The organism is Panacagrimonas perspica, from assembly GCF_004364935.1.
GTDB lineage: Bacteria > Pseudomonadota > Gammaproteobacteria > Nevskiales > Nevskiaceae > Panacagrimonas > Panacagrimonas perspica.
The window spans coordinates 1,014,005-1,040,922 of the sequence record NZ_SOBT01000009.1 but is presented as its reverse complement, the minus strand read 5'-3'; the positions used below and the strand labels follow the sequence as shown (position 1 = coordinate 1,040,922).

Here is a 26,918-nt window from a genome sequence, read left to right as displayed (position 1 = left end):
CGGCGCATGCCGCCCCGGTTCGTTACGGCTCAGAGCTGCACGACCACCGACTTGGTCTCGGTGTAGGCGCGCAGGACGTCGCGGCCCATCTCACGGCCCCAGCCGGACTGCTTGAAGCCGCCGAAGGGCAGCGCCGCGTCGAGCACGTGGTACGTGTTGACCCAGACCGTACCGGCCTGCACGCGTGCCGCGAACTTGTGCGCCTTGCTCACGTCCCGGGTCCAGACGGCGGCCGCGAGCCCGTACTGCGTGTCGTTGGCCTTCTCGGCGATGTCCTCGAGGTCCTTGAAGCGGCCCACGGTGACGACCGGCCCGAAGATCTCTTCCTGCACCACCCGCATCGTGTCGCTGGTGTCGGCGATCAGCGTCGGCTCCAGGAAGTAACCGGAATCGCCGACCTTCTTGCCGCCGCTGATGCGACCGCCTTCCTGACGACCGATGTCGATGTAGTTCGAGACGCGGGCGAACTGCTTGGCCGACACGATGGGACCCATCTGCGTATCCGCAGCGGTGCCCACGCCGACCTTGATGCCCTTGGCTGCGTTGGCGAGCGCCGCGACGACCTTGTCGTAGACGCCGTCCTGCACGTACAGGCGCGAGCCGGCGCTGCAGATCTGCCCGGAGTTGAAGAAGATCGCGTTCGCCGCACCGGCGACCGCCTGCTCGATGTCGGCGTCGTCGAAGATCACGTTCGGCGACTTTCCGCCCAACTCGAGCGTGAGCTTCTTGAGGTTGCCCGCGGCCGCGCGGACGATGATCTTGCCGACCTCCGTCGAACCGGTGAACGCGACCTTGTCGATGCCGGGGTGTTCGGCGATCGCGGCGCCGGCCGTTTCGCCGAAGCCGGTCACGATGTTGACCACGCCCGCCGGCACGCCGGCCTCGAGGAGCAGCTCGCCCAGGCGAAGCGCCGTGAGCGGCGTTTCCTCCGCGGGCTTCAGGATCACGGTGCAACCGGTGGCCAGCGCGGGTCCGATCTTCCAGGCCGCCATCAGCAGCGGCAGGTTCCACGGAATGATCTGTCCCACCACGCCGACCGGTTCGAGCCGGGTGTACGCGTGGAACTGGGTCGTCGGCGGGGCCAGGTTGAAGGAGATCGGGATGGTCGCGCCCTCCATCTTCGAGGGCCAGCCCGCCATGTAGCGCAGGAACTCGACCGACCAGGCCACGTCCACGACCTTGGCGTAGGCCACGGGCTTGCCGTTGTCCATCGATTCGAGGAGCGCCAGCTCGTCGGCGTTGGCCTCGATCAGGTCCGCGATCTTCCACAGCAGCTTGGCTCGCTGCGAGGGCTGGAACAGCGGCCATTCGCCGCTCTTGAACGCCTTGCGCGCCGCGACGACGGCCTTGTCGACATCCGCCTTCTCGCCCTTGGCGACGTTGGTGAGGACCTTCTCGGTCGCGGGGTCGATCGTCTCGAAGGTCTGGCCGTTCACGGCATCGACCCACTCGCCGCCGATCAGCAGCTTGTGACGGCGGGAGAGGAATTTCTTGACCGCGACGAGTGCGGCGTCGGGCTCGACTGGCTTGTTCATGATGCTCCTTGCGGGATGGTGGATCGGGACCGGCTCCGTCGCGCAACCGCGACGCAGAGCCCCGGGGCGGTGCTACTCGGCGAATGCCGAGGGATAGGGCGAGCGCGTCCTCATGCCAGGACCTTGCAGCCGGTGGCGCTCTTCACGTCGTCCAGGGAGGTTCCCGGCGACAGTTCGATCAGCTTCAGTCCGTCGGGCGTGACGTCCAGGACGCACAGCTCGGTGATGATCCGGTCGACGACGGCGAGGCCGGTGAGCGGAAGCGTGCACTTGGGCAGGATCTTCTTCTCGCCGCCCTTGGCCACGTGCTCCATGAGCACGACGACGCGATCGACGCCGGCGACCAGATCCATGGCGCCGCCCATGCCCTTGACCATCTTCCCGGGGACCATCCAGTTCGCCAGGTCTCCGGACTCCGAGACCTGCATGGCGCCGAGGATCGACAGATCGATGTGGCCTCCGCGGATCATCCCGAACGACTGGGCGCTGTCGAAGTACGCGCTTCCCGGCAGCGACGTGATCGTCTGCTTGCCGGCGTTGATCAGATCGGCGTCGACCTCGCTGTCGCGGGGGAACGGTCCGATCCCGAGCAGGCCGTTCTCGCTCTGCAGCCAGACGTCCATGTCGGCGGGAATGAAGTTCGCCACCATCGTCGGCAGGCCGATCCCGAGATTCACGTAGTAGCCGCTCTTGAGTTCCTTCGCGGCCCGGCGCGCCAGTTCTTCGCGTGTCCAAGCCATCTCAGTCGGTCCTCACGGTGCGTTGTTCGATTCGTTTCTCGGGCGTCGGGTTGTGGACGACGCGGTCCACGTAGATGCCCGGCGTGTGGATCTGGTCGGGATCGAGCTCGCCGGCCTGGACCACGATCTCCGCTTCGGCGACGCAGACCGCGCCGGCCATCGCGACCAGCGGATTGAAGTTGCGTGCGGTCTTGCGGAAGACGAGATTCCCGGCGGTGTCGGCCTTCCACGCTTTCACCAGGGAGACGTCCGCTTTGAGCGATCGCTCCATGACGTAGCCCTTGCCGTCGAAGTCGCGCGTCTCCTTGCCCTCGGCGACGACCGTGCCGTAGCCGGTGCGCGTGAAGAACGCGGGGATCCCACAGCCGCCCGCGCGGAGCTTCTCGGCGAGCGTGCCCTGCGGCGTGAACTCGAGCTCCAGTTCGCCGCTCAGATACTGGCGTTCGAACTCTTTGTTCTCTCCGACGTAGGACGAGATCATCTTGCGGATCTGCTTGGTCGTGAGCAGCTGGCCCAGACCGAATCCGTCGACGCCGGCGTTGTTGCTGATCACCGTGAGTTTCTTGGCGCCGGTGTCGCGCAGCGCGGCGATCAGGGCTTCCGGGATCCCGCAGAGTCCGAAGCCGCCGACGGCCAGCGTGGCGCCTTCGTCGATCAGCCCGTGGAGGGCGACGGCGGCGGAGGGATAGAGCTTCGTCACGAGCAAGGCCGGCACTCCATGAGGATTCGATTCGAGGACGTCATGCCGATCGCGCCGCGGCCGCCGGGATCGGATCTCCGACCAGGACTCCCGCCTTGACCAGCTTTTCGATCTGCTGCTCGCTCAGACCGAGCTCGCGGCACACCGAGACGTTGTGCTCGCCGCGGAAGGCCGGATCGCCGGCCGGTCGGAGTTGGTCGCGCGAGAAGCGCCAGGGGCGTCCGGCGATCCGGTACGAGCCGCCGTTGCGGTCCGAAACGGTCTGGACGGCATCCCAGTACTCGGCCCACTCGGACTTGGCCAGATCGTCGAGCGAACGCACTTCGCCCATCGCGATCTTGGCTTCGTCGAACTGGGCGTCGAGATCCTTGAGATCCCGGAAGGTCAGGATCCACTTCTGCACGAGCGCGTGCAGTTCCTTCTTGTTCGCCAGGCGCGCATCGGCGGTTCGGAAGCGCGGATCGTCCAGAAGATCCGGCCGGCGCATCGCCTGGACGTAGAACGGGAAGGTCAGCGACCCGACCAGGCTCATCGCGGTCACGAACTTCTCGCCCTTGGGGCCTACGAAGAACGGGCAGTCGGTCGCGCCCAGGATCGCGGGTTCCGCGCCCAGATCGGCACCTGTGAGGTCCACGTGCGCGCGCTCGTTGATCGACATCAGCGTCGCGGCCATCGAGATGTCGACGTACTGACCGATCCCGGTCTCCGCGCGACGTGCGAGCGCCGCCAAGGCCGCGATCACGGCCTGCAGTCCCGTGTAGACGTCAGCATGCGACAAGCTGTCGGTCCTGGGCTCTTTCAGGGCGTCGCCGTAGTGACGCAGGCTGTGGAAAGTGAATCCCGCCTCGGCCTGGACGGTGGGCGCGTATGCCATGCGTCCACGCCATGGACCTCCCTGTCCGTATCCCGTGATCGAGACGTAGACCAGGCGAGGATTTCGCGCCGCGAGCGTCTCGTAATCCAGATTGAAGGAGGCGAGCGTGCCGGCGCGGAAATTCTCGACGACGACGTCGGCTTCGTCGCAGAGCTTCAGGACCAGGTCCCGGCCGCCGTCGACGTTGAGATCGATACTGACGTTCCGTTTGCCGGCGTTCTGCTGCGCGTAATAGCCAGAGATGCCGTCCTTGGCGGGGTAGGCGTAGCGCGAGAGATCGGGTCGCGGCGGCTCGATCTTGATCACGTCCGCGCCCAGATCCATCAGCGTGCGCGCGCACAGCGGTCCCGCGAGGACGCGCGAGAAGTCGACGACCCGGATACCGGTCAGAGGTCCGCTCATCTCAACGCCCCTTGAAGGATGCAGTGCCCGGGGCGCCAGCCGCGCGGTACGCGGCGAGTCCGACCTTCAGATCTTCGGAAGCCCAGATCGGCTTCTGAATGGCTTCCATCGCTTCGTCCGCGGCCGACACGCCGCTGTTCGCGGCGATCTGGGCGAGCTTCTTGGTGGCGGTGTGGGCCACCGTCGGACCCGACGCGATCTCGGTGGCGATGGTCATCGTCACGGACTCGAGCTGCGCATCCGGCACGACCAGATTGATCAGACCCCAGCGCTCCAGCACTTCGGGCTCGTAACGACGTCCCAACAGCGACATCTCCTTGGCGCGCAAAGCACCTGCCCGATCTGCTGCGCGCTGGATCGCACCCATCAGCGGATGAAGCCCGATCCCGACTTCCACGCTGCCGATCCGGGCGGTCTGACCCGCCACGATGTAGTCGCAGGCCGAGGCCAGTTCGAAGCCGCCGCCGACGCAGGCGCCGTTCACGCTGGCGATGACGGGCAGAGGGAACGCTTCGAACTTCTTGAGGAAGCCCACGACGTCCATCGCGAAAGCGGAGCCGTCGTTGGCCGCCCGTTCGATGAGATCGATGCGGGCGCCGGCGGAGAAGTGCTTCAGTCCGCTGCGCAGGACGATCGCGGTCGCGCCTGCGGCCTTGGATTCCTCCAACCCCTTGAGGATGCCGTCCAGGAGCACGGGCTCGAGCAGGTTGTGAGGACCGTGGACCATGGAGAGGACCGACACCCTCCCGTGCTGCGTGCGCTCGACCGCCGGTTTCGTCGTCATCTTTCTTTCCCCTTCTGTTGTTGTGTGGCGCTTCAGAATCCGACCTTGTCGCCGCCCTTGAGGGCGAGCATTTCTCTGGCCTCGTCGGGCGTCGCGATGTCGAGCCCCTGCGTCTCGATCAATCCCCTGACGAGGCTCACCTGCGACGCGTTGTCGGGCGCAAGACGGCCCTTGGTCAGCCACAGCGAGTCCTCGAGGCCGACGCGCACGTTCCCGCCGAGCGAGAGGGCGGTCATCGAGATGGGGATCTGATTGCGGCCGGCGCCCAGGACCGACCAGACGTACTGGTCTTTCCCGAAGAGGCGATCCGCCGTGCGGCGCATGTGGAGGACGTCCTCCGAGTGACCGCCGATGCCGCCCAGGATCCCGAACACCGACTGGATCAGGAACGGCGGCTTGATGAGACCGCGGTCCGCGAAGTGCGACAGCGTGTAGAGATGGCCGATGTCGTAGCACTCGACCTCGAAGCGGGTGTCGTTCTCCGCGCAGGTCGTGAGGATGTACTCGATGTCCGCGAAGGTGTTGCGGAAGATGCGCCCCTTGGACTCCTCCAGGTACGGGCGCTCCCAGTCGTGTTTGAATTCCTTGAACCGCCCGAGCATCGGGTAGAGGCCGAAGTTCATCGAGCCCATGTTCAGAGAGGCGACCTCGGGGCGGAACGTCGCCGCCGGGCGCACGCGCTCCTCGATCGGCATTGCGGGCGAGCCGCCCGTGGTGATGTTCACCACGACGTTCGAACGCTCGCGGATGTACTTCAGGAACGGCGCGAAAGCCTTAGGAGACTGGTCAGGCCGCCCGTCGATCGGATCGCGTGCGTGAAGGTGCACGATCGCCGCGCCGGCTTCGGCCGCCGCGACGGCCGACTCGCCGATCTCCTGCGCGGTGACCGGCAAATGCGGCGACATGCTGGGGGTATGGATCGACCCGGTGATCGCACAGGTGATGATGATTTTCTTCTTCAACGCGGGGCACTCCTGCCAAGCCCTTCGACCGGGCCGTTAGTGGGCCGCGGCTACGCGTCGTCAATTTTGTGTGCGAGGCGCAACCGCGATTCGCCCACGAGCTTAGTGATCGGTTCTGCATAACTGAAACTCTTTCTTTTTATCCCCCTCATATATATGATGTATGTCATGCAATGATCCGGGATCACCGAAAAGATGACTACGGAGCGGCGTTTTCTGGGTGCGAAAGGAGAACTTCGATGGAACTGCGCCAGATCAAGCATTTCATGGCGGTCGCCGAAACCGGGAGCTTCACCAAGGCTTCGGAACGCGTTTCGATCTCCCAGCCCGCGATGTCCGCCAGCATCGCGAAACTCGAGTCCGAGCTTCAGGTGAAGCTGCTGGACCGCAGCCGAACCAAGATCGTCCCGACTCCCGCCGGCATGCGTCTGAAGGACCGAGCCAATGCGATCCTCAGCGCCTGCAGCTCGATCAAGGCGGAGTTGCGCAGCGTCGCAACGCCCCAGCCGCTGCGCATCGGCGTGCTCAAGACGCTGGCCACCCGACCGATCGCGAATCTCATCTCCGGGTATCGCTGCCTGGTCCCGGGCGCCTCGTTCATCCTGGTCGATGGTCCCGCCGAAGACCTGCGCAAACGGCTCTCCGAGAAGCGGGTCGACGCGATCATCACCCGCCTCGAGGGCGAGGCCCCGGAGTTCCGGACGCGCGAGCTGTTCCGCGAGAAGTTCGTCCTCGCCGCGCCGATGGACCATCGTTTCGCCAAGGAACAATCGGTGCGCCTGTCGGCTCTCGACGGGGAGCCGTACATCTCCCGCACCGCCTGCGAGACGTTCCAGGCGACGACCAAGGTACTCACCGAGCGCAGCATCAAGTTCCGCGTGACCTACAGGACCGACCAAGACGATCGCGCGCTGAGCTTGGTCGCCGCCGGTGTCGGCCTCACCATGCTCCCCGAGCTCTTCCGCGCGCCCGGCATCCAGCACGTGCAGCTCTCGGATTTCGAGATCGAGCGAACGATCGCCATCCAGTGGCACGAAGACGCCGAAGTCCCGCAGCTCTCGCAGTTCATCAAGATCGCAGCGAGTCACGACTGGCAGGCGGCCTGATATCGGCCTACTTATGAGGGTGCGCCGCGCCTTCATACACACGCTCTATCGCGGCATTCCTCGAATCGATTGGCCCGCGCGCGATAGCGCCGGGACAATGGTCGCGTGCGATCGGAGCCGGCTCCTGCGACGTCCTGGTCTTTGACGTAAGCGGATCCGCGATTCCTTGCAGATCGCGATCGGATCAGCGGACGACGAATGATCAGACGAGCTGTGGTGACGGGCGGCATGGGCGGCCTCGGCGAGGCGATCTGCCTCAAGCTGGCGGCGATGGATTACGTCGTGATCACGACGCACTCGCCAGCGAACAAGGGTTCCGAAGCGTGGAAAGCGCGCTGGCGGGCCGAAGGGCTTCGTTTCGAAGCGTTCCCCTGCGACGTGACGGACTTCGACTCCTGTGCGGCTTGCGCCCGCGTCATCGAGGAGCAAGTGGGCCCGATCGACGTTCTTGTCAACAACGCCGGCATCACGCGCGACAAGACGTTCCGCAGGATGGGACGGGAAGATTGGGACGCGGTGATCCGCACCAATCTCGACAGCTGCTTCAACATGACCAAGCAGGTGGTCGAAGGAATGACCGCCCGCAAGTGGGGCCGCGTCATCAACATCTCGTCGATGAGCGCGCAGAAGGGCGCGTTCGGCCAAGCCAACTACGCCGCGGCAAAGGCAGGCATGCACGGTTTTACCAAAGCGCTCGCCCTGGAAGTCGCCAAGGCCGGCGTGACCGTGAACACCATCTCGCCGGGTTACATCGGCACCAAGATGGTCAACGAAATCGACCCCATCGTCCTCGCCGACAAGATCCTCCCGCAGATTCCGATGAATCGTTTAGGCAAACCGGAGGAAGTGGCGGGTCTGGTCGCGTACCTGGCGTCGGACGAAGCCGCGTTTCTCACCGGCGCGAACATCTCGATCAACGGCGGTCAGCACATGTTCTGAGCGGGAACGCATTGCTCCGTTTGACGCTGGGTCTCGAACTCCGCCACCCGGGCAATCAGGTGCGTCTTGCCCGCCTGCGAATTCGAGCCTCCAGCGCACCGAAATTGATCTGAAATCGGCCGGTTTGATCCGGATACCGGTCGATCATCATGAAGCGGTCGTACTTCTCCCTGAGATAAAGCGCCTGTGAACCGCGAATCGCGTTCCGCACGTGTCTTCGCGTGTGTCTGTCGCCCGCGCGCAGCGCTTCCAGATTCCGTTCGCGGGCTCTTGCCGCCTCGCCGATGCAGTGCTGCTGGATGTACTTGCCGGCACTCAACACGAACAGCTTCGGCGCTATGAGAAGCTTGTACTCGCCGACGGTGGACGCGGCGAGATCGCGCCGCTCGAGCAAGTCGAACGCAGCGTTGATGTCGCCGGTTGCGATCAGAGTGCGGTAAAAATCCTCGAACCCCGCGTCGACAGTCCCGTTGAGGACGATCTTCTGCGGCGCGACCATCACTAGAAATGGGGTGGGCCGCGAAAGATCGGCTGCGGTTTTGTCGACGATGCCGTGAGCGGACGAGCATGAGGCGAACGTCAGGATCAGGTTGTTCCTCGTCGCCACATTGAGATTTCGAAAGAGCGGCCAGAGCGCTTCCCACAGCACCAGAGAACCGTCGCCCGTCAGAAGGCCTTCGACGGCACCGTGACCGTCGATGTGAACGGCCGGCATCAGACCATCCGCCGCGGCTTCGGCAAGCTCGGCGAGCGCCATCCGAAGCTCGACCGGGCGCGCGCAGTCGACTGTGCGCACCGTCATGCCGGCCTCCCTCGCGACACCCGCGCGAAGATCGTGGGCAAGCCTGAGCCCCGGCGCTACCTCCTCCTCGTTCATGCAGTTGAGGACCACGAGGCAGTTCGCGTGGAGATGGGTCGTCTGGCCGGTCACGGGGGGATCGAGTTCCTGCTGGAATTCGGATGCTACAGAGCGACCGGCAGTCGATCACGCAGAACTCGCGAAGTGCGGCGCGGCCGCCGCAGTAAAATGCGCAGACCGACACCCTTCCCGAATACCCGACTGTGAACGCTTGGACCGATGCCGTAGGCTGGGACGGCGAATGGGAGCCCCAAGGGCAACTGCCGGCGGGCGGGCAAGGCGTCGTCAAACACGTACGCCACCGGGTCACCGGACAAGCCGCTTGCCTCAAAATCCTGAGCCGGCAATCGGATCCCGAGAGGCGCGCCAGGTTCTTCCGCGAAGCCACCGCCTACGCCACCTGTCTGCACGCCGGCATACCCCGCTTGGTGAGCAGCAACGCGAACCTGCACGAGGACCCGAAGCGCAAGTTATTCCTGGTGATCGACTTCGTCGAGGGCCCGACAATCGCCGAGCATGTGGGACGAAACGGTCCGCTCCCGTTCGACGAGGCGGCGGCCATCGTTCTGCGACTGTTGGAAATCGTCGGATACGTTCACGGCGAAGGATGGGTCCACCGCGACATCAAGCCCGACAACATCATCCTGCGCGCGTCCTCTCCCGCAGATCCCGTGCTGCTCGATTTCGGCTTGGGCTACCGCGATGGGGCATCGAACGATTTTCGTACGGAGCAAGGGCAGGAGATCGGCAATCGCTTCCTGCGGCTTCCAGAACTGTCGGCGGGCAGTCCCGCCAAGCAAGACGTGCGCACCGATCTCGCGTTCCTCGGAGGCATCTTCTTCTTTCTCTTGACCGCGACCTCGCCGGCGACGCTGCTCGACCAGGCCGGGCGGATGCCGCATCAGCGGGCCGAGGCGACGGCCGCGATTCGGCTGACCGCCGGTCCTGCCCTCAACGTACTCCTGTCGTTCTTCGACCGCACTTTCTCGCAGAAAATCAGCGGACGATTCGAGTCGGCGAACGCAATGAGGAAAGAACTCGAGGCGGTCGTACATAGGCAAAATCGCCCCGCTTCCGAACCGGAAGACGATCTGGATCTCGTCATGGCGAGTTTGAACACCGTCGCCGATCGGGAGTTGGCGAAGAACAAGCAGCGTTACGAGCGCGTGATGAATGTCGTCCGCGAGGTGCACGCGGAAATCTTGCGGAAGGTTTCGTCGACCTACCGGTCCTATGCCGGAGGCCACGTTGATTTCACCCAGGGTCTGCGCAACCGGTTGGGTTTCCACCATTTCGCCACGCACGACAAGCGCTACGCACCCGAGTTTCTGATCCGCGTCGAAGGGGAAGAACTCGTCGTTCTCGTCGATGGGACGATGTTCTACCGTACCGACGTCGAGGAGCCGGTGCTGGACGACGCCTTCCGCCGCAGCGTGCGCGACCTGTACGTCGCGGGTTTGCGCGATCTGACGTCCGGCGAAGGCGCATGAGCGGAGCTTTTTCTGCCAAATTCATCCGGCTGGAAGCGGCCGGATCGGGCCGTGGCGGAACCGAACCAACGGCGCTGTGCGGACGAGGCGAATGACACAACGTCCGACCGCTGCGATCTACCTCGCGAAGTTTGTCGGCAGGGATCCGCCCGAAGCCTTCTACAAGGTGGGCATTACCGCCAAGGTGGACGACGTTCGCTCGCGTTTCGTTCCCGGTTTTGTCGACAGCCCCGTCCACAATTACGAGATCGACATCGAGCTGGTGCAGTATTGGGACACGCTCATGGTCTACGCCACAGCCTTTGAAGCGAAGATCCTGGATCTGTTGCGAGAATACCGCCGTCTTCCTGCCCATCCTTTCAGCGGCCAGTACGAGTGCTTCGAGTACTCGCCGCGGGTCAAAGACATCGTGACGGCGGCCTTCGAGGACGTTTGGTGCAGCTCGACGCCCCCAGCGCTGGCGGAGAGCCAGCCCGAATATTCCGAGCAGGATTTCGCTCGAGTTCAAGGCTGGGGATATTTCTTGGATCACGGCAACGACGAGCGGGGCGCACAAGATTGAACGTGTCTGCGTTTGCGCCGACTCTGCCGCAACACCAAGCGCGGAGTTTTCCTTTGGATCCACAAAAGCTTTTCTCGGACAGCCGATTCGACGACCGGTGCGCGCATTGCAACGGACAGGCCGACACTCGCGATCACGTCCCTTCGAAGGTACTGCTCGATAAACCCTATCCGGGCAGCCTTCCGGTCGTCGGCTGCTGCGCGGTCTGCAATGCAGGATTTTCCGACGACGAAGCATACGTGGCTGCCTTTCTTGAGTGCGTCATCAGGGGAACCACCGTTCCGGACGATAGGTTCAGACCCAAGATTGCGGCGCTCCTCAAGCGGCGTCCGAACTTGGCCGAACGGATCGAGTCCTCGAAGTCGATCGCTTCCTCGGGCATTCCGGAATGGTCGCCGGACGGCGAGAGTCTTCGAAAGGTCGTCCTGAAACTGGCACGCGGGCACATTGCATACGAACTGGGGCAGCAGCGCCCCGAGGAGCCGCTTCGCGTCGACATCGCGCCGTTCAACCTGATGACCCCCGAGCGCCGTCGGGAGTTCGAGGAAATTCCTCCGCAGTATCTCTATCCCGAACTCGGGAGCCGCAGCTTCATCACCTTGATGGAGGGCAAGCCGTGCGCCTACGGCGTATGGCTGGTCGTACAGTCCGGGCGCTACCGATATGCTGTGGGTCAGGGTGAGGGCGACTGGGTCCGATTCATGATCGGCGAGTATCTCGCCTGCCGGGTGGAGTGGGACTGACCCCGCGGAGCGGTCAGGCGCGTCCGAGCCGGATCAGCCGCTTGCCCCGATTCACGCCGGAATAGAGCTCTCCGATCGCAGGCATCGCCGATTCGAGTCCGTCTGTGATGTCTTCGCGGAAAGCGAGGCGTCCGCTACGCACGTGCGGCGCGAGCCAATCCACCGCCTCCTGGTAGCGGGCCTCGTAGTCCATCACCAGGAAGCCGGTCATGGAAGCGCGCTTCACAAGCAACGCGCGCTCGATGCGCGGACCGACCGGCCACGGATCCCAAGTCGCGATTGACGAGGTTCCGCAGACGACCACACGAGCTCCACGCGAAAGATGCTTGGCCGCTTCGTCAGCAACGGGTCCGGCCGTGTTGTCGAAGAACACATCGACTCCGCCTTTGCACGCGGCCGCAAGCTCTTCGGCGAACGTCGGAGCCTTGTAGTCGACCGCGACGTCGAAACCGAGCGACTTGCACCACTCGGTTTTCTCTGCCCCGCCTGCGATCCCGATCACCCGACAACCGAGGATCTTCGCGATCTGCCCGACGGCGGATCCGACGGCACCTGCCGCTGTGGAAACCAGCAGCGTCTCCCCGCGTGCTGCCCTGGCGGTCTCGACGGTCCCGAAGTACGCGGTGATCCCGTTGACGCCCAGGATACCCAGCGCGAGGGACACGGACAGATCGCGCTCCAGGATCTTCCGCTTGATGGCGCCCGCTCCGGCGACGCAGTATTCCTGCCACCCGAACATCCCCATCAGGTGATCGCCGACCTCGAAGCCGTCGAGTCGCGACTCGATCACTTCGCCAACCGCGAAGGACGGCATCAGTCCCCCAACGGGCACCGGCGTCCCGTAGTTCGCTGCGATGTTGACCCACCCCCGCATCGCGGGTTCGACGGACAAGAAGAGATTCCGGATCAGGACTTCGCCAGGCTGCACGTGCGGGATCTCCGCGTGCCAGATCGCGAAGTCGTCCGCTGACGGCGTCCCGTTCGGACGCCGACCGAGGACGATCTGTCGGTTGGAAGGCCGCCCGGCATTGGGGAACGGGAAAGGTGTGTTCATGCCGAACTCGCTCCGAGCTTGATGAGCGCCGCTTGGGTCAGATACTTGTTGTAGATGTCGGGATCGTTCGCACCGCTGCGGTGCGAGCCTTCGAGAACACGAACTTGGTTCAGGCGCGTGATGTCGCCGGTCTGGATGTCGGACGCCGTGACGTGGACCCAGCTCCAGTAGGGATGGGCTCCGTCCATGTGGCGATCGGACCCTTTCTCGTACAGATCGTAGGCGCCGTCGAAAGAGCGGTACGGCTGTCCGCGGCGATCGAACGTGAGCATTCCCACGACCGCGTTGTTCCGCGCGTCGAACCAAACCCGTTTCTTGGAGATCGGTGCCCGCGGAAACTTCAGGGGTTCCGCCTCGACGATGATCGTCTCCGGAATCAGTTCGACCGACGTGTCCCAGAACGATTGGCCGGCTGCCCCTCCATGTACCCCACATTCCCAGTTCGGATGGCTCGGATTCCAGTTTCCGGACAATCCCGCGAGGAACGGACCCCGGCCGACGATCCGGTAGTTGCCCCAGGTATGCAGCGGGTCACCGGCGGCCCACGCGTCCGACAGGTACAACGAGGAGCCTGGGACAAGGGGCTCGAACCGCTGGGTCGTCGGGAACTGGCGCACGCGCCGGAACTCGGGCACGTAGCCGTACAGGTTGGGGAACGTGCTGTGGTCGTAGTCCCAGATGTTCAGGAACGATGTGCCGCGGAACGACGTCGGCGACAGGAAGCAGACCGTCTGGTACCGAAGCTTGTCCTTGTGCTCGGGCCAATACGGCTTAGGTTCGAGGACCACGCGGGCGACGGGCGAGAACTCGGCCCAGACGCCGGCGTAGTTGAAGCGCACCTTGCCGTCCTTGCCGGAGATCTCGAACTCCTTGAAGGCGTAGGTCGACGCGTCGTGACGGCCCCAGTTGAGCGTCTGCGCCGCGAAGAGCTCCAGTCCCGTCTTCGGATCGGGGAACGGATTCCCGCCGATCCAGGGCTCGCCGTCGGCGGCGTTGACGACGTTCCCTTTCGCATCGAACTTCGCCTTTCCCGCATTGCGCAGCGTCGCCTCGATGTACTCCCACGGCGACAGCCGCATCGCGTCCCGCGTCGTCGGGAGCGTCTTGAGGCGCCGCCCCAGCTTGAGAAGCTGCTCGTACCTGACCGGCTCGAGCAGATCTTTGACGTGCTCGACGTTCGAGGCGTCGATCACGTCACCGGTTTTGATGCGGCCCTTCGTGAACCCTTCTATCGAGAGCAGTTCCTCGGGATACGCCTTTTCGATCGTGCCCGTGTCCGCGATCGCCTGCGCGAGCGGACAGAGGACGCCCGTCCCGAGGATCCCGGCGGCGCAGTCGCGTAGGAATTTTCTGCGGGAATACTGGCGGTCGTAACGAATCACACGCATGCGGAACGCTCCCGGCGAGGACCGGACAGTTTGGTCGTCGTCAACGAAAAGGGCCGATGGCGCCGAAAGACGCCACCGGCCAAAGAAACCCCGGAAGGAGGAGACTCGCGGGGATGAACTCGTTTAGAACTTGAGACTGGCGCGGATCGTGATTTCATCCGCGTAGTCGATCGTCGACAGGAGGTTGTTATTCGGATTGCCGTACAACCCGCCGTCGACATAGTTGTAGAAGGCTTCAAGGGTCACGTTGCCGCGAACATTCCACCGGACCAGTGGCTGCAGAAAGACTCCGCCGCGAAGATCGTAGAGCGATGCGAAATCAACTTCGAAAACTTTGTTCGGGAACGGCTGGGTCATGCCGAACACGAAGTAGTTCGCGTTTCCACTCAGGCCGCCTGCGCTCTTGGTTTCGCTGCCATCGAATCCTTCGAGAAGACGCCCCACAAGATCACTCTTATTTTTTGTAAGAATTTCGAACACCAGATAGGTTCCCGGGAAGTCATTCGAGAATCGATGCCACTTGTCGACGACCAACGAGAGAATGTACTCGTCTGTCTCTTTGAAGCCCTTACTAAGGTCGGGCGCTGTGAAGACGCGATCCGGTGTGTACTGCGCCTCAAGATTGAAGATCAGCTGATTGAGAAACTCGTTCTCGCTTTCGAGCACATAGCTTCCGCCGAGCATGAGGTTTGTTTCCTTGAAATACTCGCGGGCAAGGTGACCCCGGAGGCTGCCACCGGCCGCCATGAAGTCCGTATTGAGCGCCGCCCTCAGTTCGGTGGCGTCTGCTACTTCGCTCTGAAACGCATCCTGCAGTGCAGGGAAATCGCGGACTGCGGCGTTGAAGCCTTCAATGGCTTGCAGGCGCGTTGATGCAGCGTACGAGAACCATTCGTCTGCGGTGTAGACGCCTGCGGGAGCGACTTCGAAGGGCGAGTGCGACATCGCCTCAGCGGCGCTGCCATAGAGGCGGCAGATCGTCGGGTCGAACTCCCCGGGACATCCGACAGCCGCAGGCAACTTCAATGCGTAGGTCGTATTGACGATCGAACCCACGCTTCCCAGACTTTGATCAAACGGCTTAACGACCCCGGACTCGGTCCAGCGGAATACGCCATCGGGGTTGTAGCGTCTCACCGCTCCCGCCTGCCAGCCGAATTGACCGTAGTCGCCCTTGAACCTCAGGCCGAAGCTGACCTTGTCCCATTCATCGAGGCCGTTCTTCGCGTACATGTCATGCACGGTGAACTGCACAGGGATGACGTTGTAGGCGGTGTTCGGGTTGCCGAAGACGGTCGGGGTGAATTTCGATATGTATGCGTCTACGAGTAGCGTGTCAGTCAACTGGCTGGTAATTCGGATCGACGGCTGAGGGGTTCGCTTGTCGGAGAACTCCTCAAGACCTTTGTCGAGAATCAGATGGCGCCGCAGGTCGAGACCGTTCGGAACATCAAGCGTTCTAAAGAAGAGTGCCTGACCCCAAGCGATCTGCTGATTGCCGATGCGGATCGCGGTGGTGCCGTTTCCGGGCGTCACTTCAAAGAAGAATGTGGGGAAGTAGACCTGATAGTTTCTTCCGCTCCATTCGAGCGGGAGCGGATGCCGATCCCCTTCGACGATGTACTGCATGTAGTTGGGCTGGCCGTGATACAGCTTTGAGTCGCCGCCCGTGATCCCGCCCTGGAACCCAGACACGCTGTCGCCGTTAAAGTCGTCATAGACATTGGGCTGGTAGATCGCCCTGAGACGGCTATTGAAACTTACGCGATCCGAGATGCGAATACCCATCTCGATTTCACCGCGCATGATCATGTAATTGATGTCGTTCTCGTCGTTCGGGACGAAGTCGGAACGACGTACAGTGTCCGCGAAGGGGATCGGGAGATCTCCCCATCGCACGAGGTTGGCCGACATCTCGGGAGGCAGATAGGCCTGGCGCTCGACCGTCCTGTCCTGGAACACGTTGCCGTTCTGATTGGCGACGTTCTTGTCGCCCGTGGTGCTGATCGCGGTTTCCTGACGAAGGAACCCGCCCACCTTGATATCCATACCCGCCCAGTTCCACCCGTCGAGGGCGCTGGCGGGTCCGGACACGACGGCGAGCATCGCGGCGGCGGTTGCGGTCGCGATCTGCTTCTCGATTGCTTTTCTCATTCTCCTACCCTCGTTCGTTCGATTTTCTAAGCGCGTTCGCTCTTGCGCGACGCGTCCCTTCCCAGTCATTCGATTCAGCAAGCCGGCTTGGGCATCTTTCTTTATATGTTGCTCATCATTCCTTTGCCGAATGCGATGCGGAACTCGTCCCGTTTCCACGATCCGTACGCCGCTCGGTACCGAAACGACCGCCGCGCTGTAGGATGTCGATGCATCCCGCGCACGGCGCCATTCGACGCCGTGCAGCCTATGGAGCGGTCGAACATAAGTAAAACTCTTTGTTCTTATGAACCGCATCCACTCGCGTTATGCCTTACTCGCATCCGCTACGGAAAAGCCCTTCATGACGACTCCCTTCGCTTTCATGAATACTGCGGGCTGATTGGAGATCAGAACGTGAGATATTCCCCCGACCACAAAGCGGCAACCCGCGAGCGTGTGCTTCGCGAAGCCGCCACCGCGTTGCGCGAGCACGGAACGGCTGGCGTCAGCGTCGCGGACATCATGAAGCGAGCAGGCCTCACGCACGGCGGCTTCTATGCGCACTTCGAATCCAAAGACGACATGATCGGGCACGCGGTCGAATACATGTTCGATCAGCGCTACGCGACGGTCCTCTCGTACGAAGGTCTCAAGGATCCCGGCGAAGCGCTGGCGGCGTTCGTCGACGACTACCTCTCGCTCGACCATCGCGATCGTCCCGAGACGGGATGTCCGATCCCGGCCCTGTCCGCCGAACTCAGCCGAATGGAGAGCGGTGCCTGCCTGCAGTTCAGGAACGGGTACGAGCGCTTGGTCGTCCGCATGAGCAAGTTGCTTCGTCCGGCACACGGCGCCAACGCCACACCTCTGACGAAGTCCGCGCTTGCGGAGATGGTGGGTTCGTTGGTCGTCGCCAGGGCACTGCCCGATCCCGAATCCGCGAACTTCCTCAAGAACGCCCGCTCGCAGGTGAAAAGCCGGCTCGGCAGCGGACGCAAGAAAGCGTCCTGATCGGGATGCACCGCGTCGAGTCGTCGGCCGCGAGCGGCCGACGACCCGTCGGGCTCAGGCCGTGGTCCTGCCGCGATTCGGCGGGGTGATGGTTTCCTTCCAGTCGTACGCGGTCGCCTTGTTCTCCTGCACCCACCGCGCTTCCGCGGCGGACTGGAACGGCGGCGGCCGATGGCCGTGGATGGACCACAGATCGAACATCGTCTCGTCGATGTGGAATTCCCAATCGAAGCCCTTGTCCTTCACCCAGGGCGCGATCGCTTCGTCGCTGAACTTCACCCAGAAGGCGCGCTGCTCCGGCTCGGGCAGGGTGCGCGCGATGTGATCGATCCAGATGCGCACGAAATCCTTGCGGGGTTCGCCGCCCATGTAGAACGAATCGGCCGGCACTTCCTGGAAGATCACGCCGACGTAGAACGCCGGGATCGGGATCGAGGTGTACAGCTTGGTGATCGCCTTCGAGAAGGCCTGCTTTTCCTGCGGGGTATACGCGCCAACGGGGTGATACACCTTCCAAAGCGGCATGGAACTCTCCTGTTATGGTTTTGCCGACACGATTCGGACTCGGTCTTTCGTCGGCTGCGGAAGACGAGCGAGCGAACGTCGGATCCGACAGTTCCGCAGCGGGATCCCCCGGACCCCGCCGCGGAACGCCGGTGCCTACGCCTTGCCCAAGCGCTGAATGGCTTCCTGGGTGCAGTACTTGTTGTAGATGACCTCGGGGTCGGCGAAGAGCTCGCTCTTGTGGCCGCCGGTGACCGTCGGCTTGTACTCGATGAGACTGATGCGACCCGTCTGCACGTCGTAGATGTGGACGTAGTGCCACGACCACTCGACGTTGCCTTCGTTGTCCTTCCACACGGTGTTTCCGTCGATCATCTGGCCCGAGCCGAGCTCGAAGTTGACCCACGGATTGCCAGCGCGGTCGTAGCGGCCGCAGTTGAAGTAGTTGCCGGTACGGGCATCGATCCACGCGCGCTTCTTGCTCACGGGAGCGCGCGGATAGCCGGTCGGCTCGAAGTCGACGACGAGCATCTCCGGCACCATTTCCCACTCGGCGTTGAAGAACTGCGTGCCCTTCTTGCCGCCGTGCGTCGGGTGATCCCAGTTCGGCTTCGAACCCGACCAGTTGCCCTGGAAGGGACCGAGCATCGGCCGACGCTCGACGATCTTGAAGTTGCCCCAGGTCAGCATCGGATCTCCGGCGCCCCACGGATCCGTCAGCAGCCACACCACGCCCGGGATCAGCGGCTCGAATCGCTGGTTGGTCGGGAACTGGCGCACGCGACGGAAGTCGGGCAGATAGCCGTACAGATCGTTGAACTTGCGCTGGTCGTAGTGCCAGATGTCCAGGAAGGAAGTGCCTTCCTGAGCGGCCGGCGCCGCGAACGCGAATGTGTGCGCGCGCAGCAGATCTTTCTTGTTCTGAAAGATCGTGCCGTCGAGACGGTTGGTGATCTGCAGCTCGACCTTGATGAACTCGTACTTGTAGTCGACGTCGCCGGCGGGGGAGACGGAACGCTCGCGGATCGCGTGACCGCAGTAGTCGTGCTTGCCCCAGCAGAGGGACATGTTCGCGAGCGCTTCGGCACCGGTCTTCAGTTCCGGGAACGGCGCGCCGCCGATCCAGGTCTTGCCGTCCTTCGTGTAGACGTTTCCGTCCGGACCGAATACCGCCTGGCCCTTGTTCTTGATGCTGACCTCGAGCCACTTCTTCGGATACATCTTCGTCAGATCGCGCTCCGAGGGGCGGATCTTGATCAGGCGGCCTTGGTTCTTGATCTGGTTGTAGGTGAAAGGATCGAGCAGTTCCTTCGCATCCTCGACGTTCGAGGCCGAGATCGTATCGCCCGTCTTGATCTTGCCCTTCGTGAACATCTCGATCGACATGAGCTCGTCGGGGTACGCCTTGCTGACGTCGCTCGCGTTCGCAATCATCGGCCAAACCGGCGCGAAGATGCCCGCTGCTGCGGCACCTTTGGCCGTCTTCTCCAGCAGGGCACGACGACCGTAGTCGAAGTCGTATTTCCTGATACGCATTGGTTTCTCCTGTGTCGCACTAATGCCCCGTTGTGTCCGGACGGGCGATGCCGGTTGAGGCGACTCTATTGAATGATATCCATCATTCCATCGCCGATAGCACGTACGAGGGAATGTTTCGGTTGGATGCCGCGGAGCAACGAGTTCGCACGCACGGCGCAAGGATCTTAGGCCCGCCGTTCGCATAACTCCAATCGATTGGAATTATCTCAATTCACTATTCGGCTTATGCTACGCGCATGCTGCAGTGCGGCGATCACGCACTCGCCGCCATGCGCCGCAGCGGATGCGCCTGATCCGTCAGCAGCTTGGGATCGACGATCCGGCGTTCCCTCATCATCTTCCGCGTGGGCGTGACGTCGCCTCCCCGGTTGACCATGCTGGCTCCGACGATCTGTCCCTGTCGAAGATAGAAGACGGTGAATTTCATCTCGGAACGGTCGCCGCGTACGACCGCATCGTCCCAGCGGTCCGGAAGGCCCAGCATCTGCATGTTCACGTCGAACTGATCCGACCAGAACCACGGGACGTCGCAGTACGGCGTCCCGCGTCCGCACATTGCCTTGGCGGCTCCGATCGATTGGTTGCGGGCGTTCTCCCACGACTCGAGGCGCACCCTTCGGCCGACGTATTCGTTGGTATGGCACGCAACGTCGCCTGCCGCGAAAATGTCCGGATCCGAAGTCCGGCCGAACTCGTCGACGACGATGCCGTCCTCGACGTTCAGGCCCGCGTCGCGGGCGAGCTCGACGTTCGGCACCACACCGACGCCGACCAGAACGACATCCGCGGGTATCATCGTTCCGTCCGAGCAGATCACGTGCTCGACGCGGCTGTTGCCGAGCATTCCGATCGCAACGGAACTCACGCGGATCTCCACGCCGTTGGCGCGATGCAGATCCTCGTACAGTCGCCCAAGATGCGGAGCCGCGATGCGCTGCAGCAGGTTCGGATGCATTTCCAGCACCGTGACCTCGCAACCCATCGAGCGTGCGGCGGCCGCGGCTTCGAGTCCGATGAAGCCTCCGCCGACGATGACGACCCTGGCGCCTTCCTTCATGCAGCGGTGCAGGGCGACGGAATCGTCGATGGTCCGCAGAAAGCGAACGCCGTCCAGATCCGCACCCGGGATGTTCAGGGCCCGCGGCCTCGATCCCGTCGCCAGCAGCAGCTTGTCGTATCCGATTCCGCCGCCGCCGAGCACCACCCGCTTGTGCTCGCGGTCGATCGCCGACGCGCGGCAGCTCAGCCGCAATTCGACACCTTTGTCCTCGTAGAAGGCCGCGGGAAGCATCAGCGCCGACGCGCTCTGCGGCTCGCCGTGCAGAAGCACTTCCTTCGAAAGTGCCGGGCGCTCGTAGGGCACGTGGCGCTCGTCTCCGACCACGACGATGCGTCCGTCGAATCCTTCCGACAGCAGCGTCTGCACGGCCTGACCTCCGGCCTGGCCGGCTCCGACGATCACGAACGTTTTCTTCGACATCCCGGGTTCCTCCGCGCGCCGTCAGCGGGCCGCGCCGTCCTCGACGAGCACTTCGATTCGGCCCGACACCACGCGGATCGGGATCTCCTTGAGCTTGGTGTCGGCCGGATTCAGACCGACGCCGGTACGGGCGCAGAATTCCCACTGGTGGCGCGTACACACCACCACGCCGTCGCAGAACTCGCCTTTGCTCAGCAGCCCGCCGTTGTGCGGACACTTGTCCTCGTAGGCGCGCACGCCGCCGTCGAGTCCGAGCAGGAGCACCTCGGCTCCGCCGACCGATACGCCGACCATTTCGCCTTGCCAGACTTCGTCCGCCGCACCGGCGTCGAGCCAGGTGCCGGCGGCTGCGGATTCGCCGACGGTCGGCGTCGAGGGGTGTGTCATGTCGTTTCCGGATCCTGATGTTCCGACCGGCCGCTGCCGGTCGGGTCCAAATCGATTTCGCGTTCCTGGCGTCGACGGAACTGCCGCAGGTATTCGCTGGGGCACTCGCCGAACTGGCGCTTGAACTCTTCGACGAAGTGCGAAGAACTGGCGTATCCGATGCGCAGGGCCGCCTCGCTGACCCGCAGTCCTTCCCCGACGATCATCACGCGGGCGCGCTCGAGCCTCATGCGCCGGAGAAACTGGTGCGGCGATACGCCCATGACGGATTTGAAGCCGTGCGCCAGCGACGAAGTGCTGGCGCCCACGCGCTCGGCGATGTGGGAAATGCGGATCGGCCGGTGCAGCTCGGCCTGCATGATCTTGATCGCGGCCGTCACTTTCTTCGCTTGGCGTTCGTAGAGCGCCTTGCCGCGCACCAAGTCCGGGTGTCGGCGGTACAGCCGGAACGCGATCTCCTTGAGAAAGAGCGCTCCCAGCACCCGCCGTTCGGATCCGTCGGCCTGGGCGTCGATCAGACGCCGGAACGCGTCGGCGATTCCGGGCGTCAGATCGTAGACGCCGGGTGCGGACGCCGGTCCCCGCGACGACATGTCCTCGGGCGCATCCTTCGGGTCCCCGCCGACCAGCACTTCGGCCATCGTCGAGGCCGACATCTCCAGGACGACGCCTACGAAGGGTGCGCCCGAGAACGGCTCGACGAGTTCGATTCCCGGATCGTCCTCGCGGATCGCGTACTGGCCCGCCGCGACGGTCGCCGAAGCGCCCGCCACGTTGACCACGCTTCTTCCCGACACGACGCACACCACGGCGAGCGACGACGACGGCGCGCGCCGGTGCGGCTCGGCGACGCGCGACGACCGCAGCGCGAGCAGGCTCCCGGCCGCCAGTTCGGCCGATCCGTCCGCCGGACACACCTGCTCGATCGCCTTCTTCAGCGCGGCCTCGCCCCGGCGACGGTCGAGCGCGTCCGGATCCGACGGCGGATACGCCGACAAAGGCACGAACGCGGCTGCGCCGAGCGTCATTACGCGGCGGGCCGGGCGTCCGATCCGCCGAATGCGGCGCGCGTTCGCGCAATCGCCTCGAATCCCGCCTTCTCGAGCGAAGCGCGATCGGCCGAGCCGGCCGGATCCGATCCCAGCAGCTCGGCGAGTCCGCGCACGGCGTCCGAGGCGCGCTCGGACCACTCCGCGTGCCAGCGCTCGAACGCAACCCGGTTGGCGGGATTTTGTGCGACCGCGTACTTAGCCAAGGCCTCGGTCCAACGCATCGCCCGTTCGGAATCCTTCGAGAGATTCTTCAGGAGCATCCACGTGAGTTCGTCGCCGTTGGCTCTTGCGATCGCGCCCAGACGCTCGACCAGCATTTCGTCGACCAGCGGCCGGATCACCGTGTTGGAGACGACGAAGGCCTCGGCCCAGTCGTACGCCACGAACGAGCGCTCGACCAGCTTGCGCAGGCCTTGCCACTCCGGACGCGTCTCCCAGGTCCGGCGCCCCTCCGCCAAGGCCGCGACGGACGGGCAGGCGATCTGCATCTGACGCGTCCGGTAGGCAGCGAGCGAACCGCGCCGCAGCAGGTCGCCCGCGGCGAACGACGCGCAATAGGTGATGTAGGACGAGGGCGCCATGCCCGCGATGTACATCTGCACCATCTGGATGCCGTGGGTCAGGTAACGCGTCGGCACGAACGCCGCGGCGAGATATCCGATCCAGTCCGCTCCGAGCCGTGCGTCGTGTCCCGCGTCGGAGTACTCATCCATCGCGCCGTTGAGGAACGCTTCTTCCTCTTCCTGCACCGTGACGTACTTCCGGTACGTCATCTCGTCCGGATCCCGGAATTTCTGCCAATCGTCCGCCTGAACTTCCGAGCGGTCGCGGTACGTCGTGAACCAGGTGTTCACGGGCGACGACGGATTGAGCTCGAGCGGCGACTCGCGGTTGCGTCGCGTGGATGGATTCAGATCGTGCGATCCGACCTCGTATTCGGTCGGAACGCGCCCGAGATTTCCGAGCATGCTCCAGGCACGCAGTTTCTTCGTCGGTCGAGTGGGACTGGTGCCGTTCATGCGCGCTCCCGTTTTCCGGATCGTGTGTTCGTAGGGTGTTGTCGGGTCGTCATGCCGCGTCGCGGCCCTTGAGCCGCCACTCGATCATGTCGGTGCCCACGTGGATGCGTCCGGCCCACGAGGACATCATCGTTTCGAGCAGCCGCATCGGATATGCGCGACCGACGTTGCGCTCGATGGCGGCGCGGGTGACCTTCATGTAGCCGTGACAATGCACGCGGACGTACGCGCCGCGGTCGAGAACTTCGACGTCCTCGTCCGGGTTGTCCTCGATGATCGCGTCGACGATGCGTTCGACCTCTTCGGACATCCGCAGGACGGGACCCACCAGCGTTTCATTCGGATCTGCCATATCGGCTCCGCAAAGTTCCGCGGCGACAAGCCGCGAAGTGGAACGACCGTGTCGCGGCGGGCCGTCAGGCCGACCGGCGCGGGCGCAGAAGTGCGGCGGCGATCAGGATCGTCGACGCCATCGTGAAGGGCGCCACCGACACCGCCGCCCAGTAGCCGACCGCGTCGAACACGTTTCCCGTCGCGCCGAAGGTCTTCGAGTAGCCCCCGGTCATGCAGTGCACGTTTCCGAACGGGACGCAGAAGTAGAAGACGATGTTCAGCCACACGGTGGCGATCAGCGTCCAGGCGATCGCCGCACGGAATTTTCCGTCGAGCTTGGGAACGACTGCCGCGCCGAACGCGCACAACATCCCGTTCAGAATCGGGCCCACGTGCGCGCCGGCCCATCCGCGCGCGTCGCCCGGGATGTGCACCTCGAACGCGAAGAACGGCCACAGGTTGACCTCCTGCATCTGCGCGAACGCGAACAGCCATCCGCCGACCAGGCCGACGAACACGCCGAGGGCGGCGTGCCCCTGCATGACGTCCTGAAGCCGTTCCGCACGCGCGTCGATATCCGAGATCGTCGGTGCCATCGTCCTACTCCGCGTACCGGACACGGATCGCGTCCATCGGAGAGATGCCCGCGGCCTTCACCGTCAGCGAGTCCGCGACGTCCCGCCCCGACGAATCCGCGACGATCAGCCGGGCGTCGCGCGGGCGGACGCGAATGCCCACCACGTGCGAAGCGACCTTCGCCGCGGCCTCGGCGACGGTCTCGCCGCCGAGCAGGACCACGAGCAGCGACATGCAGTCGCCTTCGAATATCGCGTTCACGGGTATTGCTTCGGGCTGCGCCATGCGCGGGCTCCTCGGATTCGGTCTCGGGGGACGGATGCGATGCGGCGTCAGGCCGCACGACCCAGGGGCGAAGGCCTTCCGTACTCCGAGGCCCACCGGTAGTCGTAGGCGTCGGTTCCGCGGCTCGCCGGGTCCATCCCCATGAATTCGAGGATGCGTTCGACGGTCGGCGGCTCGGGACCCAGCCCGCCGGTCGCGATCCTCTCGACGACCGTCTTCTGATTGAGCATGTCGCGGTCCTGCCACCAGATCTGGCGGCACGGCTTCGAACAGAAGTGGTACTTCACGCCGCCGTGGACCAGGCTGTAGTTGGCCATCGGACAGGACGGATCGTTGGGCGCCGACGCGGTGCCGATCGGCACCTGGCAGCAGTTGCAGGTCCAACCGGGCGTCGCCGGCAGCGTGAGCGCTTCCTTGCCGGCGACGACGTTTTCGATCATCACGTCCCAGATGCCGCCGAACTGCTCTTCCCACTTCGGGTACTTCTTCACGAGCCAGTCGCGCTCCCGCCGGGAGACGCCTGCCTGAGGTCTCCAGTACATCGCCGGACGGAAGAACCAGATGCCGATGTGGCACGCGTGGTTCCAGGTTTCGAGTCCGTCGAGGAATTCCTGCCAGTACCAAGGTTTCTGGAGCCCGAACTCCTTGAGGGTGTCCATGTACTGCGTGACGAGCCACTCCTCGATGAATTCCTTGTACGAAACCTTCCGTTCGGCCAGGGGCGCGTAGTAGTCCATCGGGACGCCCAGCGCGAAGCAGAACTGACGCGCCGACAGCCAGAAGGACTTGTCGACCAACCACTGGGCACGTTTGGGGTCGTGCTTCATCAGGATTTCGATGGTCGGATGCCCTTGCTGCGCGTGGCGTGCTTCGTCCGTCTGACCCGACGAGATCATATTGGCGAAGCTGATGTCCCCCGCCGCCAACGCGTTGGCGGCCATGGCCACGAACGAGATGTTGGTGAAGCCGGTCTCGAAGGTGAAAGGCAGCTGGATGGCGACATCGACGGCACTCGGATTCGCCATCAACGAGTCGAAGACGCCGCGATTCGAGACGGTCACGAAATTGTTCGTGTGGAACGCGCGCTGCGCCCAGTCGAACTGAGGATCGCGGTCGATGAACTCGTGCGCGAAGTTCAGATCGAGCTGCGTGTGGCGGATCTCGTCCAGCATCCCGAACACCGCCATGTTGCGCCAAGCGGCCGACAGTCCGAAGCGGGCCATGCGCAGCTCGCCCACGCCGGCCATGTACTCGGCGCCGGTGGTCACGCCGTAGTGGATCTTGGTGGCGGACTTCCAGCCTTCGTCCATCTTCTGGAAAGCGCCCGACCGCTTCATGGCCGCCTTGACCGCGTAGGCGCCGGATTCCTTTTCGCGCTGCGTAGCGACGTACTCGGGATACGTCACCTTGAACGGCTCGTCCCAACCCTTCCAGTCGTCGTCCGGAACCGTGCCGCTGCCGGCCATAGCCTCTGGAAAGACCGCCTCGCGGTCCACGTAGGAATAGGTCCACTCCACATCCCTGTAGAGGTCGTACCAGTCTTCGCGCTTGAGTCGAGCCACGTCGTTCTCCTTCTCGGTTCGGGTGCCGTCAGGCGACGGCGGCGAGCTGACGGCGCATTTCGCGTCCGTCCCAGTACGCCGCGATCTCGGAGATCTTTCCGGCGTCGTTGTGCTTGAAGAGGTACAGGACCGGCAGGTCCATGCGGCCGCCGCGCGACGGGATGCCCGCGTACGGGCGGGTCTGGACGCCTTTCATCTCGACGGAGCACGCGCAGTTGCCGTCCGCGTCCGATTCGACCCACAGCACGCGGTGTTCCAGCGTCTCGAACGACGTCAGCATCTCGGTCCAGAGCGTCCGGCCGATCGACACGACGTGCCCTTCGCTGCGCTCGAACCGTTGCGTGCGCGGAAAGTCTCCCGCGACGTGCCGGATCGTGGCGCGTTCGTCGCAGAGCGAGGTCATCGATCGAACATCCCCGCTTCGGAAAGCCGCGAAAAAGTCTCGTGCGATTCGATCCGCATTCGTGTTGACGCTCATGCCGCCTCCGCCGCCGGTCCGTGGACATGTACCTCGCGCCGCCGCGCCCATTGCTCCCGGCACCAGTGCAGTTCGAGGGTCTCGATCCTCCCGTCGCGGTCGACCGCCACCCACGCCTGGTCGATCCACATTCCGGCGACATTGGCGGCGTCGGATCCGGGAAGCGACTGCAATCCGTCGAGCGTCACCTGGGCGACGCCGCGCGTCCCGCCCCGGAACGATCGGCGAATCCGCACGACGAGCGCCGGATTGCCTGCAATGAGCTCGCGCAGGAATGCGGCAAGCGGACGTTCCGTGTCCTGTTTCTCGGAAGATCCGCGCACGCGGGCGTCGGGTGCCAGGTAGGCGAGCGCACCCTCGACCGATCCGGCCTGAACGGCGGACAGCAGCTTGTCCAACGGTGTTTCGCGATTGCGGC

28 protein-coding genes are annotated in these 26,918 nt (G+C 63.9%); 6 read left to right on the top strand and 22 right to left on the bottom strand.

All coding sequences use genetic code 11. The annotated features are described in order from the left end of the window. Window positions 1-29: 29 nt before the first annotated feature. The 6 genes from DFR24_RS16185 to DFR24_RS16160 form a co-directional block, all read right to left on the bottom strand. Window positions 30-1,535 (bottom strand): aldehyde dehydrogenase family protein, encoded by a 1,506-nt coding sequence (locus DFR24_RS16185; protein WP_133882417.1) that lies wholly within the window; start codon window positions 1,533-1,535, stop codon window positions 30-32. A 110-nt stretch (window positions 1,536-1,645) separates the two neighbouring features. Beyond that, on the bottom strand, window positions 1,646-2,275 hold the full coding sequence (locus DFR24_RS16180) for a CoA transferase subunit B (RefSeq protein WP_133882416.1): 630 nt from the start codon (window positions 2,273-2,275) through the stop codon (window positions 1,646-1,648). A 1-nt stretch (window position 2,276) separates the two neighbouring features. Further along, window positions 2,277-2,975 carry a CoA transferase subunit A gene (locus DFR24_RS16175; protein WP_133882582.1) on the bottom strand — a complete coding sequence of 233 codons (699 nt, stop codon included), beginning with the start codon at window positions 2,973-2,975 and terminating at the stop codon, window positions 2,277-2,279. Window positions 2,976-3,015: 40 nt separating this feature from the next. Then, complete coding sequence (locus tag DFR24_RS16170; protein WP_133882415.1) at window positions 3,016-4,251, bottom strand: CaiB/BaiF CoA transferase family protein; 1,236 nt, start codon at window positions 4,249-4,251, stop codon at window positions 3,016-3,018. A 1-nt stretch (window position 4,252) separates the two neighbouring features. Then, complete coding sequence (locus DFR24_RS16165) at window positions 4,253-5,035, bottom strand: enoyl-CoA hydratase/isomerase family protein (protein WP_210772519.1); 783 nt, start codon at window positions 5,033-5,035, stop codon at window positions 4,253-4,255. Window positions 5,036-5,067: 32 nt separating this feature from the next. After that, complete coding sequence (locus tag DFR24_RS16160; protein WP_133882414.1) at window positions 5,068-5,997, bottom strand: BKACE family enzyme; 930 nt, start codon at window positions 5,995-5,997, stop codon at window positions 5,068-5,070. A gap of 239 nt (window positions 5,998-6,236) precedes the next feature. Here DFR24_RS16160 and DFR24_RS16155 point away from each other — a divergent pair, with 239 nt between their 5' ends. Both DFR24_RS16155 and phbB read left to right on the top strand, forming a co-directional pair. Continuing rightward, window positions 6,237-7,103: a LysR family transcriptional regulator gene (locus DFR24_RS16155; RefSeq protein WP_162851253.1), complete on the top strand. Its 867-nt coding sequence runs from the start codon at window positions 6,237-6,239 to the stop codon at window positions 7,101-7,103. Between the two features lie 198 nt (window positions 7,104-7,301). Next, complete coding sequence (gene phbB, locus DFR24_RS16150) at window positions 7,302-8,042, top strand: acetoacetyl-CoA reductase (protein ID WP_133882412.1); 741 nt, start codon at window positions 7,302-7,304, stop codon at window positions 8,040-8,042. A gap of 55 nt (window positions 8,043-8,097) precedes the next feature. On the opposite strand, the gene DFR24_RS16145 is transcribed toward phbB, so the two are convergent. After that, window positions 8,098-8,973, bottom strand: coding sequence for a hypothetical protein (locus DFR24_RS16145; protein ID WP_133882411.1), 876 nt, complete (start codon window positions 8,971-8,973; stop codon window positions 8,098-8,100). A gap of 131 nt (window positions 8,974-9,104) precedes the next feature. Here DFR24_RS16145 and DFR24_RS16140 point away from each other — a divergent pair, with 131 nt between their 5' ends. The 3 genes from DFR24_RS16140 (at window position 9,105) to DFR24_RS16130 (ending at window position 11,696) form a co-directional block, all read left to right on the top strand. Further along, on the top strand, window positions 9,105-10,391 hold the full coding sequence (locus DFR24_RS16140; RefSeq protein ID WP_133882410.1) for a serine/threonine protein kinase: 1,287 nt from the start codon (window positions 9,105-9,107) through the stop codon (window positions 10,389-10,391). Between the two features lie 91 nt (window positions 10,392-10,482). Then, window positions 10,483-10,953 (top strand): hypothetical protein, encoded by a 471-nt coding sequence (locus DFR24_RS16135; protein WP_133882409.1) that lies wholly within the window; start codon window positions 10,483-10,485, stop codon window positions 10,951-10,953. Window positions 10,954-11,006: 53 nt separating this feature from the next. Then, window positions 11,007-11,696, top strand: coding sequence for a hypothetical protein (locus DFR24_RS16130; RefSeq protein WP_133882408.1), 690 nt, complete (start codon window positions 11,007-11,009; stop codon window positions 11,694-11,696). A gap of 13 nt (window positions 11,697-11,709) precedes the next feature. Here DFR24_RS16130 and DFR24_RS16125 read toward each other — a convergent pair whose 3' ends face one another. From DFR24_RS16125 to DFR24_RS16115, 3 genes are all read right to left on the bottom strand, one after another. Beyond that, window positions 11,710-12,750 (bottom strand): NADP-dependent oxidoreductase, encoded by a 1,041-nt coding sequence (locus DFR24_RS16125; RefSeq protein ID WP_133882407.1) that lies wholly within the window; start codon window positions 12,748-12,750, stop codon window positions 11,710-11,712. Continuing rightward, window positions 12,747-14,138, bottom strand: coding sequence for a DUF1329 domain-containing protein (locus DFR24_RS16120; RefSeq protein WP_133882406.1), 1,392 nt, complete (start codon window positions 14,136-14,138; stop codon window positions 12,747-12,749). Before DFR24_RS16120 ends, DFR24_RS16125 begins: the two co-directional genes overlap by 4 nt. Window positions 14,139-14,261: 123 nt before the next feature. Beyond that, window positions 14,262-16,292 (bottom strand): DUF1302 family protein, encoded by a 2,031-nt coding sequence (locus DFR24_RS16115; protein ID WP_133882405.1) that lies wholly within the window; start codon window positions 16,290-16,292, stop codon window positions 14,262-14,264. A 396-nt stretch (window positions 16,293-16,688) separates the two neighbouring features. On the opposite strand from DFR24_RS16115, the gene DFR24_RS16110 reads away from it, so the two are divergent. Beyond that, window positions 16,689-17,285: a TetR/AcrR family transcriptional regulator gene (locus DFR24_RS16110; protein ID WP_162851252.1), complete on the top strand. Its 597-nt coding sequence runs from the start codon at window positions 16,689-16,691 to the stop codon at window positions 17,283-17,285. 54 nt (window positions 17,286-17,339) lie between these two features. On the opposite strand, the gene DFR24_RS16105 is transcribed toward DFR24_RS16110, so the two are convergent. The 12 genes from DFR24_RS16105 to DFR24_RS16050 all read right to left on the bottom strand — a co-directional run bounded on the left by DFR24_RS16105 (window position 17,340) and on the right by DFR24_RS16050 (window position 26,898). Further along, window positions 17,340-17,810: a tautomerase family protein gene (locus DFR24_RS16105; protein ID WP_133882403.1), complete on the bottom strand. Its 471-nt coding sequence runs from the start codon at window positions 17,808-17,810 to the stop codon at window positions 17,340-17,342. A gap of 135 nt (window positions 17,811-17,945) precedes the next feature. Beyond that, window positions 17,946-19,325 carry a DUF1329 domain-containing protein gene (locus tag DFR24_RS16100; RefSeq protein WP_133882402.1) on the bottom strand — a complete coding sequence of 460 codons (1,380 nt, stop codon included), beginning with the start codon at window positions 19,323-19,325 and terminating at the stop codon, window positions 17,946-17,948. Between the two features lie 256 nt (window positions 19,326-19,581). Continuing rightward, on the bottom strand, window positions 19,582-20,808 hold the full coding sequence (locus tag DFR24_RS16095) for an NAD(P)/FAD-dependent oxidoreductase (RefSeq protein WP_133882401.1): 1,227 nt from the start codon (window positions 20,806-20,808) through the stop codon (window positions 19,582-19,584). Between the two features lie 21 nt (window positions 20,809-20,829). Further along, window positions 20,830-21,195: a Rieske (2Fe-2S) protein gene (locus tag DFR24_RS16090; RefSeq protein ID WP_133882400.1), complete on the bottom strand. Its 366-nt coding sequence runs from the start codon at window positions 21,193-21,195 to the stop codon at window positions 20,830-20,832. Next, on the bottom strand, window positions 21,192-22,223 hold the full coding sequence (locus DFR24_RS16085; RefSeq protein ID WP_133882399.1) for an AraC family transcriptional regulator: 1,032 nt from the start codon (window positions 22,221-22,223) through the stop codon (window positions 21,192-21,194). The genes DFR24_RS16090 and DFR24_RS16085 overlap by 4 nt, the downstream gene beginning before the upstream one ends. After that, on the bottom strand, window positions 22,223-23,266 hold the full coding sequence (locus DFR24_RS16080) for a ferritin family protein (RefSeq protein ID WP_133882398.1): 1,044 nt from the start codon (window positions 23,264-23,266) through the stop codon (window positions 22,223-22,225). The genes DFR24_RS16085 and DFR24_RS16080 overlap by 1 nt, the downstream gene beginning before the upstream one ends. 49 nt (window positions 23,267-23,315) lie before the next feature. Next, window positions 23,316-23,618, bottom strand: a complete 303-nt coding sequence (locus tag DFR24_RS16075; protein ID WP_133882397.1) for an MmoB/DmpM family protein — start codon at window positions 23,616-23,618, stop codon at window positions 23,316-23,318. Between the two features lie 64 nt (window positions 23,619-23,682). After that, on the bottom strand, window positions 23,683-24,195 hold the full coding sequence (locus DFR24_RS16070; RefSeq protein ID WP_133882396.1) for a hypothetical protein: 513 nt from the start codon (window positions 24,193-24,195) through the stop codon (window positions 23,683-23,685). A gap of 4 nt (window positions 24,196-24,199) precedes the next feature. After that, window positions 24,200-24,460, bottom strand: coding sequence for a toluene-4-monooxygenase system B family protein (locus DFR24_RS16065; protein ID WP_133882395.1), 261 nt, complete (start codon window positions 24,458-24,460; stop codon window positions 24,200-24,202). Window positions 24,461-24,507: 47 nt separating this feature from the next. Next, window positions 24,508-26,022: a ferritin family protein gene (locus DFR24_RS16060; protein ID WP_133882394.1), complete on the bottom strand. Its 1,515-nt coding sequence runs from the start codon at window positions 26,020-26,022 to the stop codon at window positions 24,508-24,510. Window positions 26,023-26,050: 28 nt separating this feature from the next. After that, window positions 26,051-26,425 (bottom strand): hypothetical protein, encoded by a 375-nt coding sequence (locus tag DFR24_RS16055; RefSeq protein ID WP_246051674.1) that lies wholly within the window; start codon window positions 26,423-26,425, stop codon window positions 26,051-26,053. Window positions 26,426-26,496: 71 nt separating this feature from the next. After that, a complete protein-coding gene (locus tag DFR24_RS16050) occupies window positions 26,497-26,898 on the bottom strand; it encodes a nuclear transport factor 2 family protein (RefSeq protein ID WP_162851250.1) in 402 nt (133 codons plus the stop codon). Between the last annotated feature and the right edge of the window lie 20 nt (window positions 26,899-26,918).

What these genes read in the sequence shown, in the direction of transcription:
- DFR24_RS16185 (WP_133882417.1), bottom strand. Translation starts at nt 1,535, where the DNA reads ATGAACAAGCCAGTCGAGCCCGACGCCGCACTCGTCGCGGTCAAGAAA.
- DFR24_RS16180 (WP_133882416.1), bottom strand. Translation starts at nt 2,275, where the DNA reads ATGGCTTGGACACGCGAAGAACTGGCGCGCCGGGCCGCGAAGGAACTC.
- DFR24_RS16170 (WP_133882415.1), bottom strand. Translation starts at nt 4,251, where the DNA reads ATGAGCGGACCTCTGACCGGTATCCGGGTCGTCGACTTCTCGCGCGTC.
- DFR24_RS16165 (WP_210772519.1), bottom strand. Translation starts at nt 5,035, where the DNA reads ATGACGACGAAACCGGCGGTCGAGCGCACGCAGCACGGGAGGGTGTCG.
- DFR24_RS16155 (WP_162851253.1), top strand. Translation starts at nt 6,237, where the DNA reads ATGGAACTGCGCCAGATCAAGCATTTCATGGCGGTCGCCGAAACCGGG.
- phbB (WP_133882412.1), top strand. Translation starts at nt 7,302, where the DNA reads ATGATCAGACGAGCTGTGGTGACGGGCGGCATGGGCGGCCTCGGCGAG.
- DFR24_RS16135 (WP_133882409.1), top strand. Translation starts at nt 10,483, where the DNA reads ATGACACAACGTCCGACCGCTGCGATCTACCTCGCGAAGTTTGTCGGC.
- DFR24_RS16125 (WP_133882407.1), bottom strand. Translation starts at nt 12,750, where the DNA reads ATGAACACACCTTTCCCGTTCCCCAATGCCGGGCGGCCTTCCAACCGA.
- DFR24_RS16120 (WP_133882406.1), bottom strand. Translation starts at nt 14,138, where the DNA reads ATGCGTGTGATTCGTTACGACCGCCAGTATTCCCGCAGAAAATTCCTA.
- DFR24_RS16115 (WP_133882405.1), bottom strand. Translation starts at nt 16,292, where the DNA reads ATGAGAAAAGCAATCGAGAAGCAGATCGCGACCGCAACCGCCGCCGCG.
- DFR24_RS16105 (WP_133882403.1), bottom strand. Translation starts at nt 17,810, where the DNA reads ATGCCGCTTTGGAAGGTGTATCACCCCGTTGGCGCGTATACCCCGCAG.
- DFR24_RS16100 (WP_133882402.1), bottom strand. Translation starts at nt 19,325, where the DNA reads ATGCGTATCAGGAAATACGACTTCGACTACGGTCGTCGTGCCCTGCTG.
- DFR24_RS16095 (WP_133882401.1), bottom strand. Translation starts at nt 20,808, where the DNA reads ATGTCGAAGAAAACGTTCGTGATCGTCGGAGCCGGCCAGGCCGGAGGT.
- DFR24_RS16090 (WP_133882400.1), bottom strand. Translation starts at nt 21,195, where the DNA reads ATGACACACCCCTCGACGCCGACCGTCGGCGAATCCGCAGCCGCCGGC.
- DFR24_RS16085 (WP_133882399.1), bottom strand. Translation starts at nt 22,223, where the DNA reads ATGACGCTCGGCGCAGCCGCGTTCGTGCCTTTGTCGGCGTATCCGCCG.
- DFR24_RS16080 (WP_133882398.1), bottom strand. Translation starts at nt 23,266, where the DNA reads ATGAACGGCACCAGTCCCACTCGACCGACGAAGAAACTGCGTGCCTGG.
- DFR24_RS16075 (WP_133882397.1), bottom strand. Translation starts at nt 23,618, where the DNA reads ATGGCAGATCCGAATGAAACGCTGGTGGGTCCCGTCCTGCGGATGTCC.
- DFR24_RS16070 (WP_133882396.1), bottom strand. Translation starts at nt 24,195, where the DNA reads ATGGCACCGACGATCTCGGATATCGACGCGCGTGCGGAACGGCTTCAG.
- DFR24_RS16065 (WP_133882395.1), bottom strand. Translation starts at nt 24,460, where the DNA reads ATGGCGCAGCCCGAAGCAATACCCGTGAACGCGATATTCGAAGGCGAC.
- DFR24_RS16055 (WP_246051674.1), bottom strand. Translation starts at nt 26,425, where the DNA reads ATGACCTCGCTCTGCGACGAACGCGCCACGATCCGGCACGTCGCGGGA.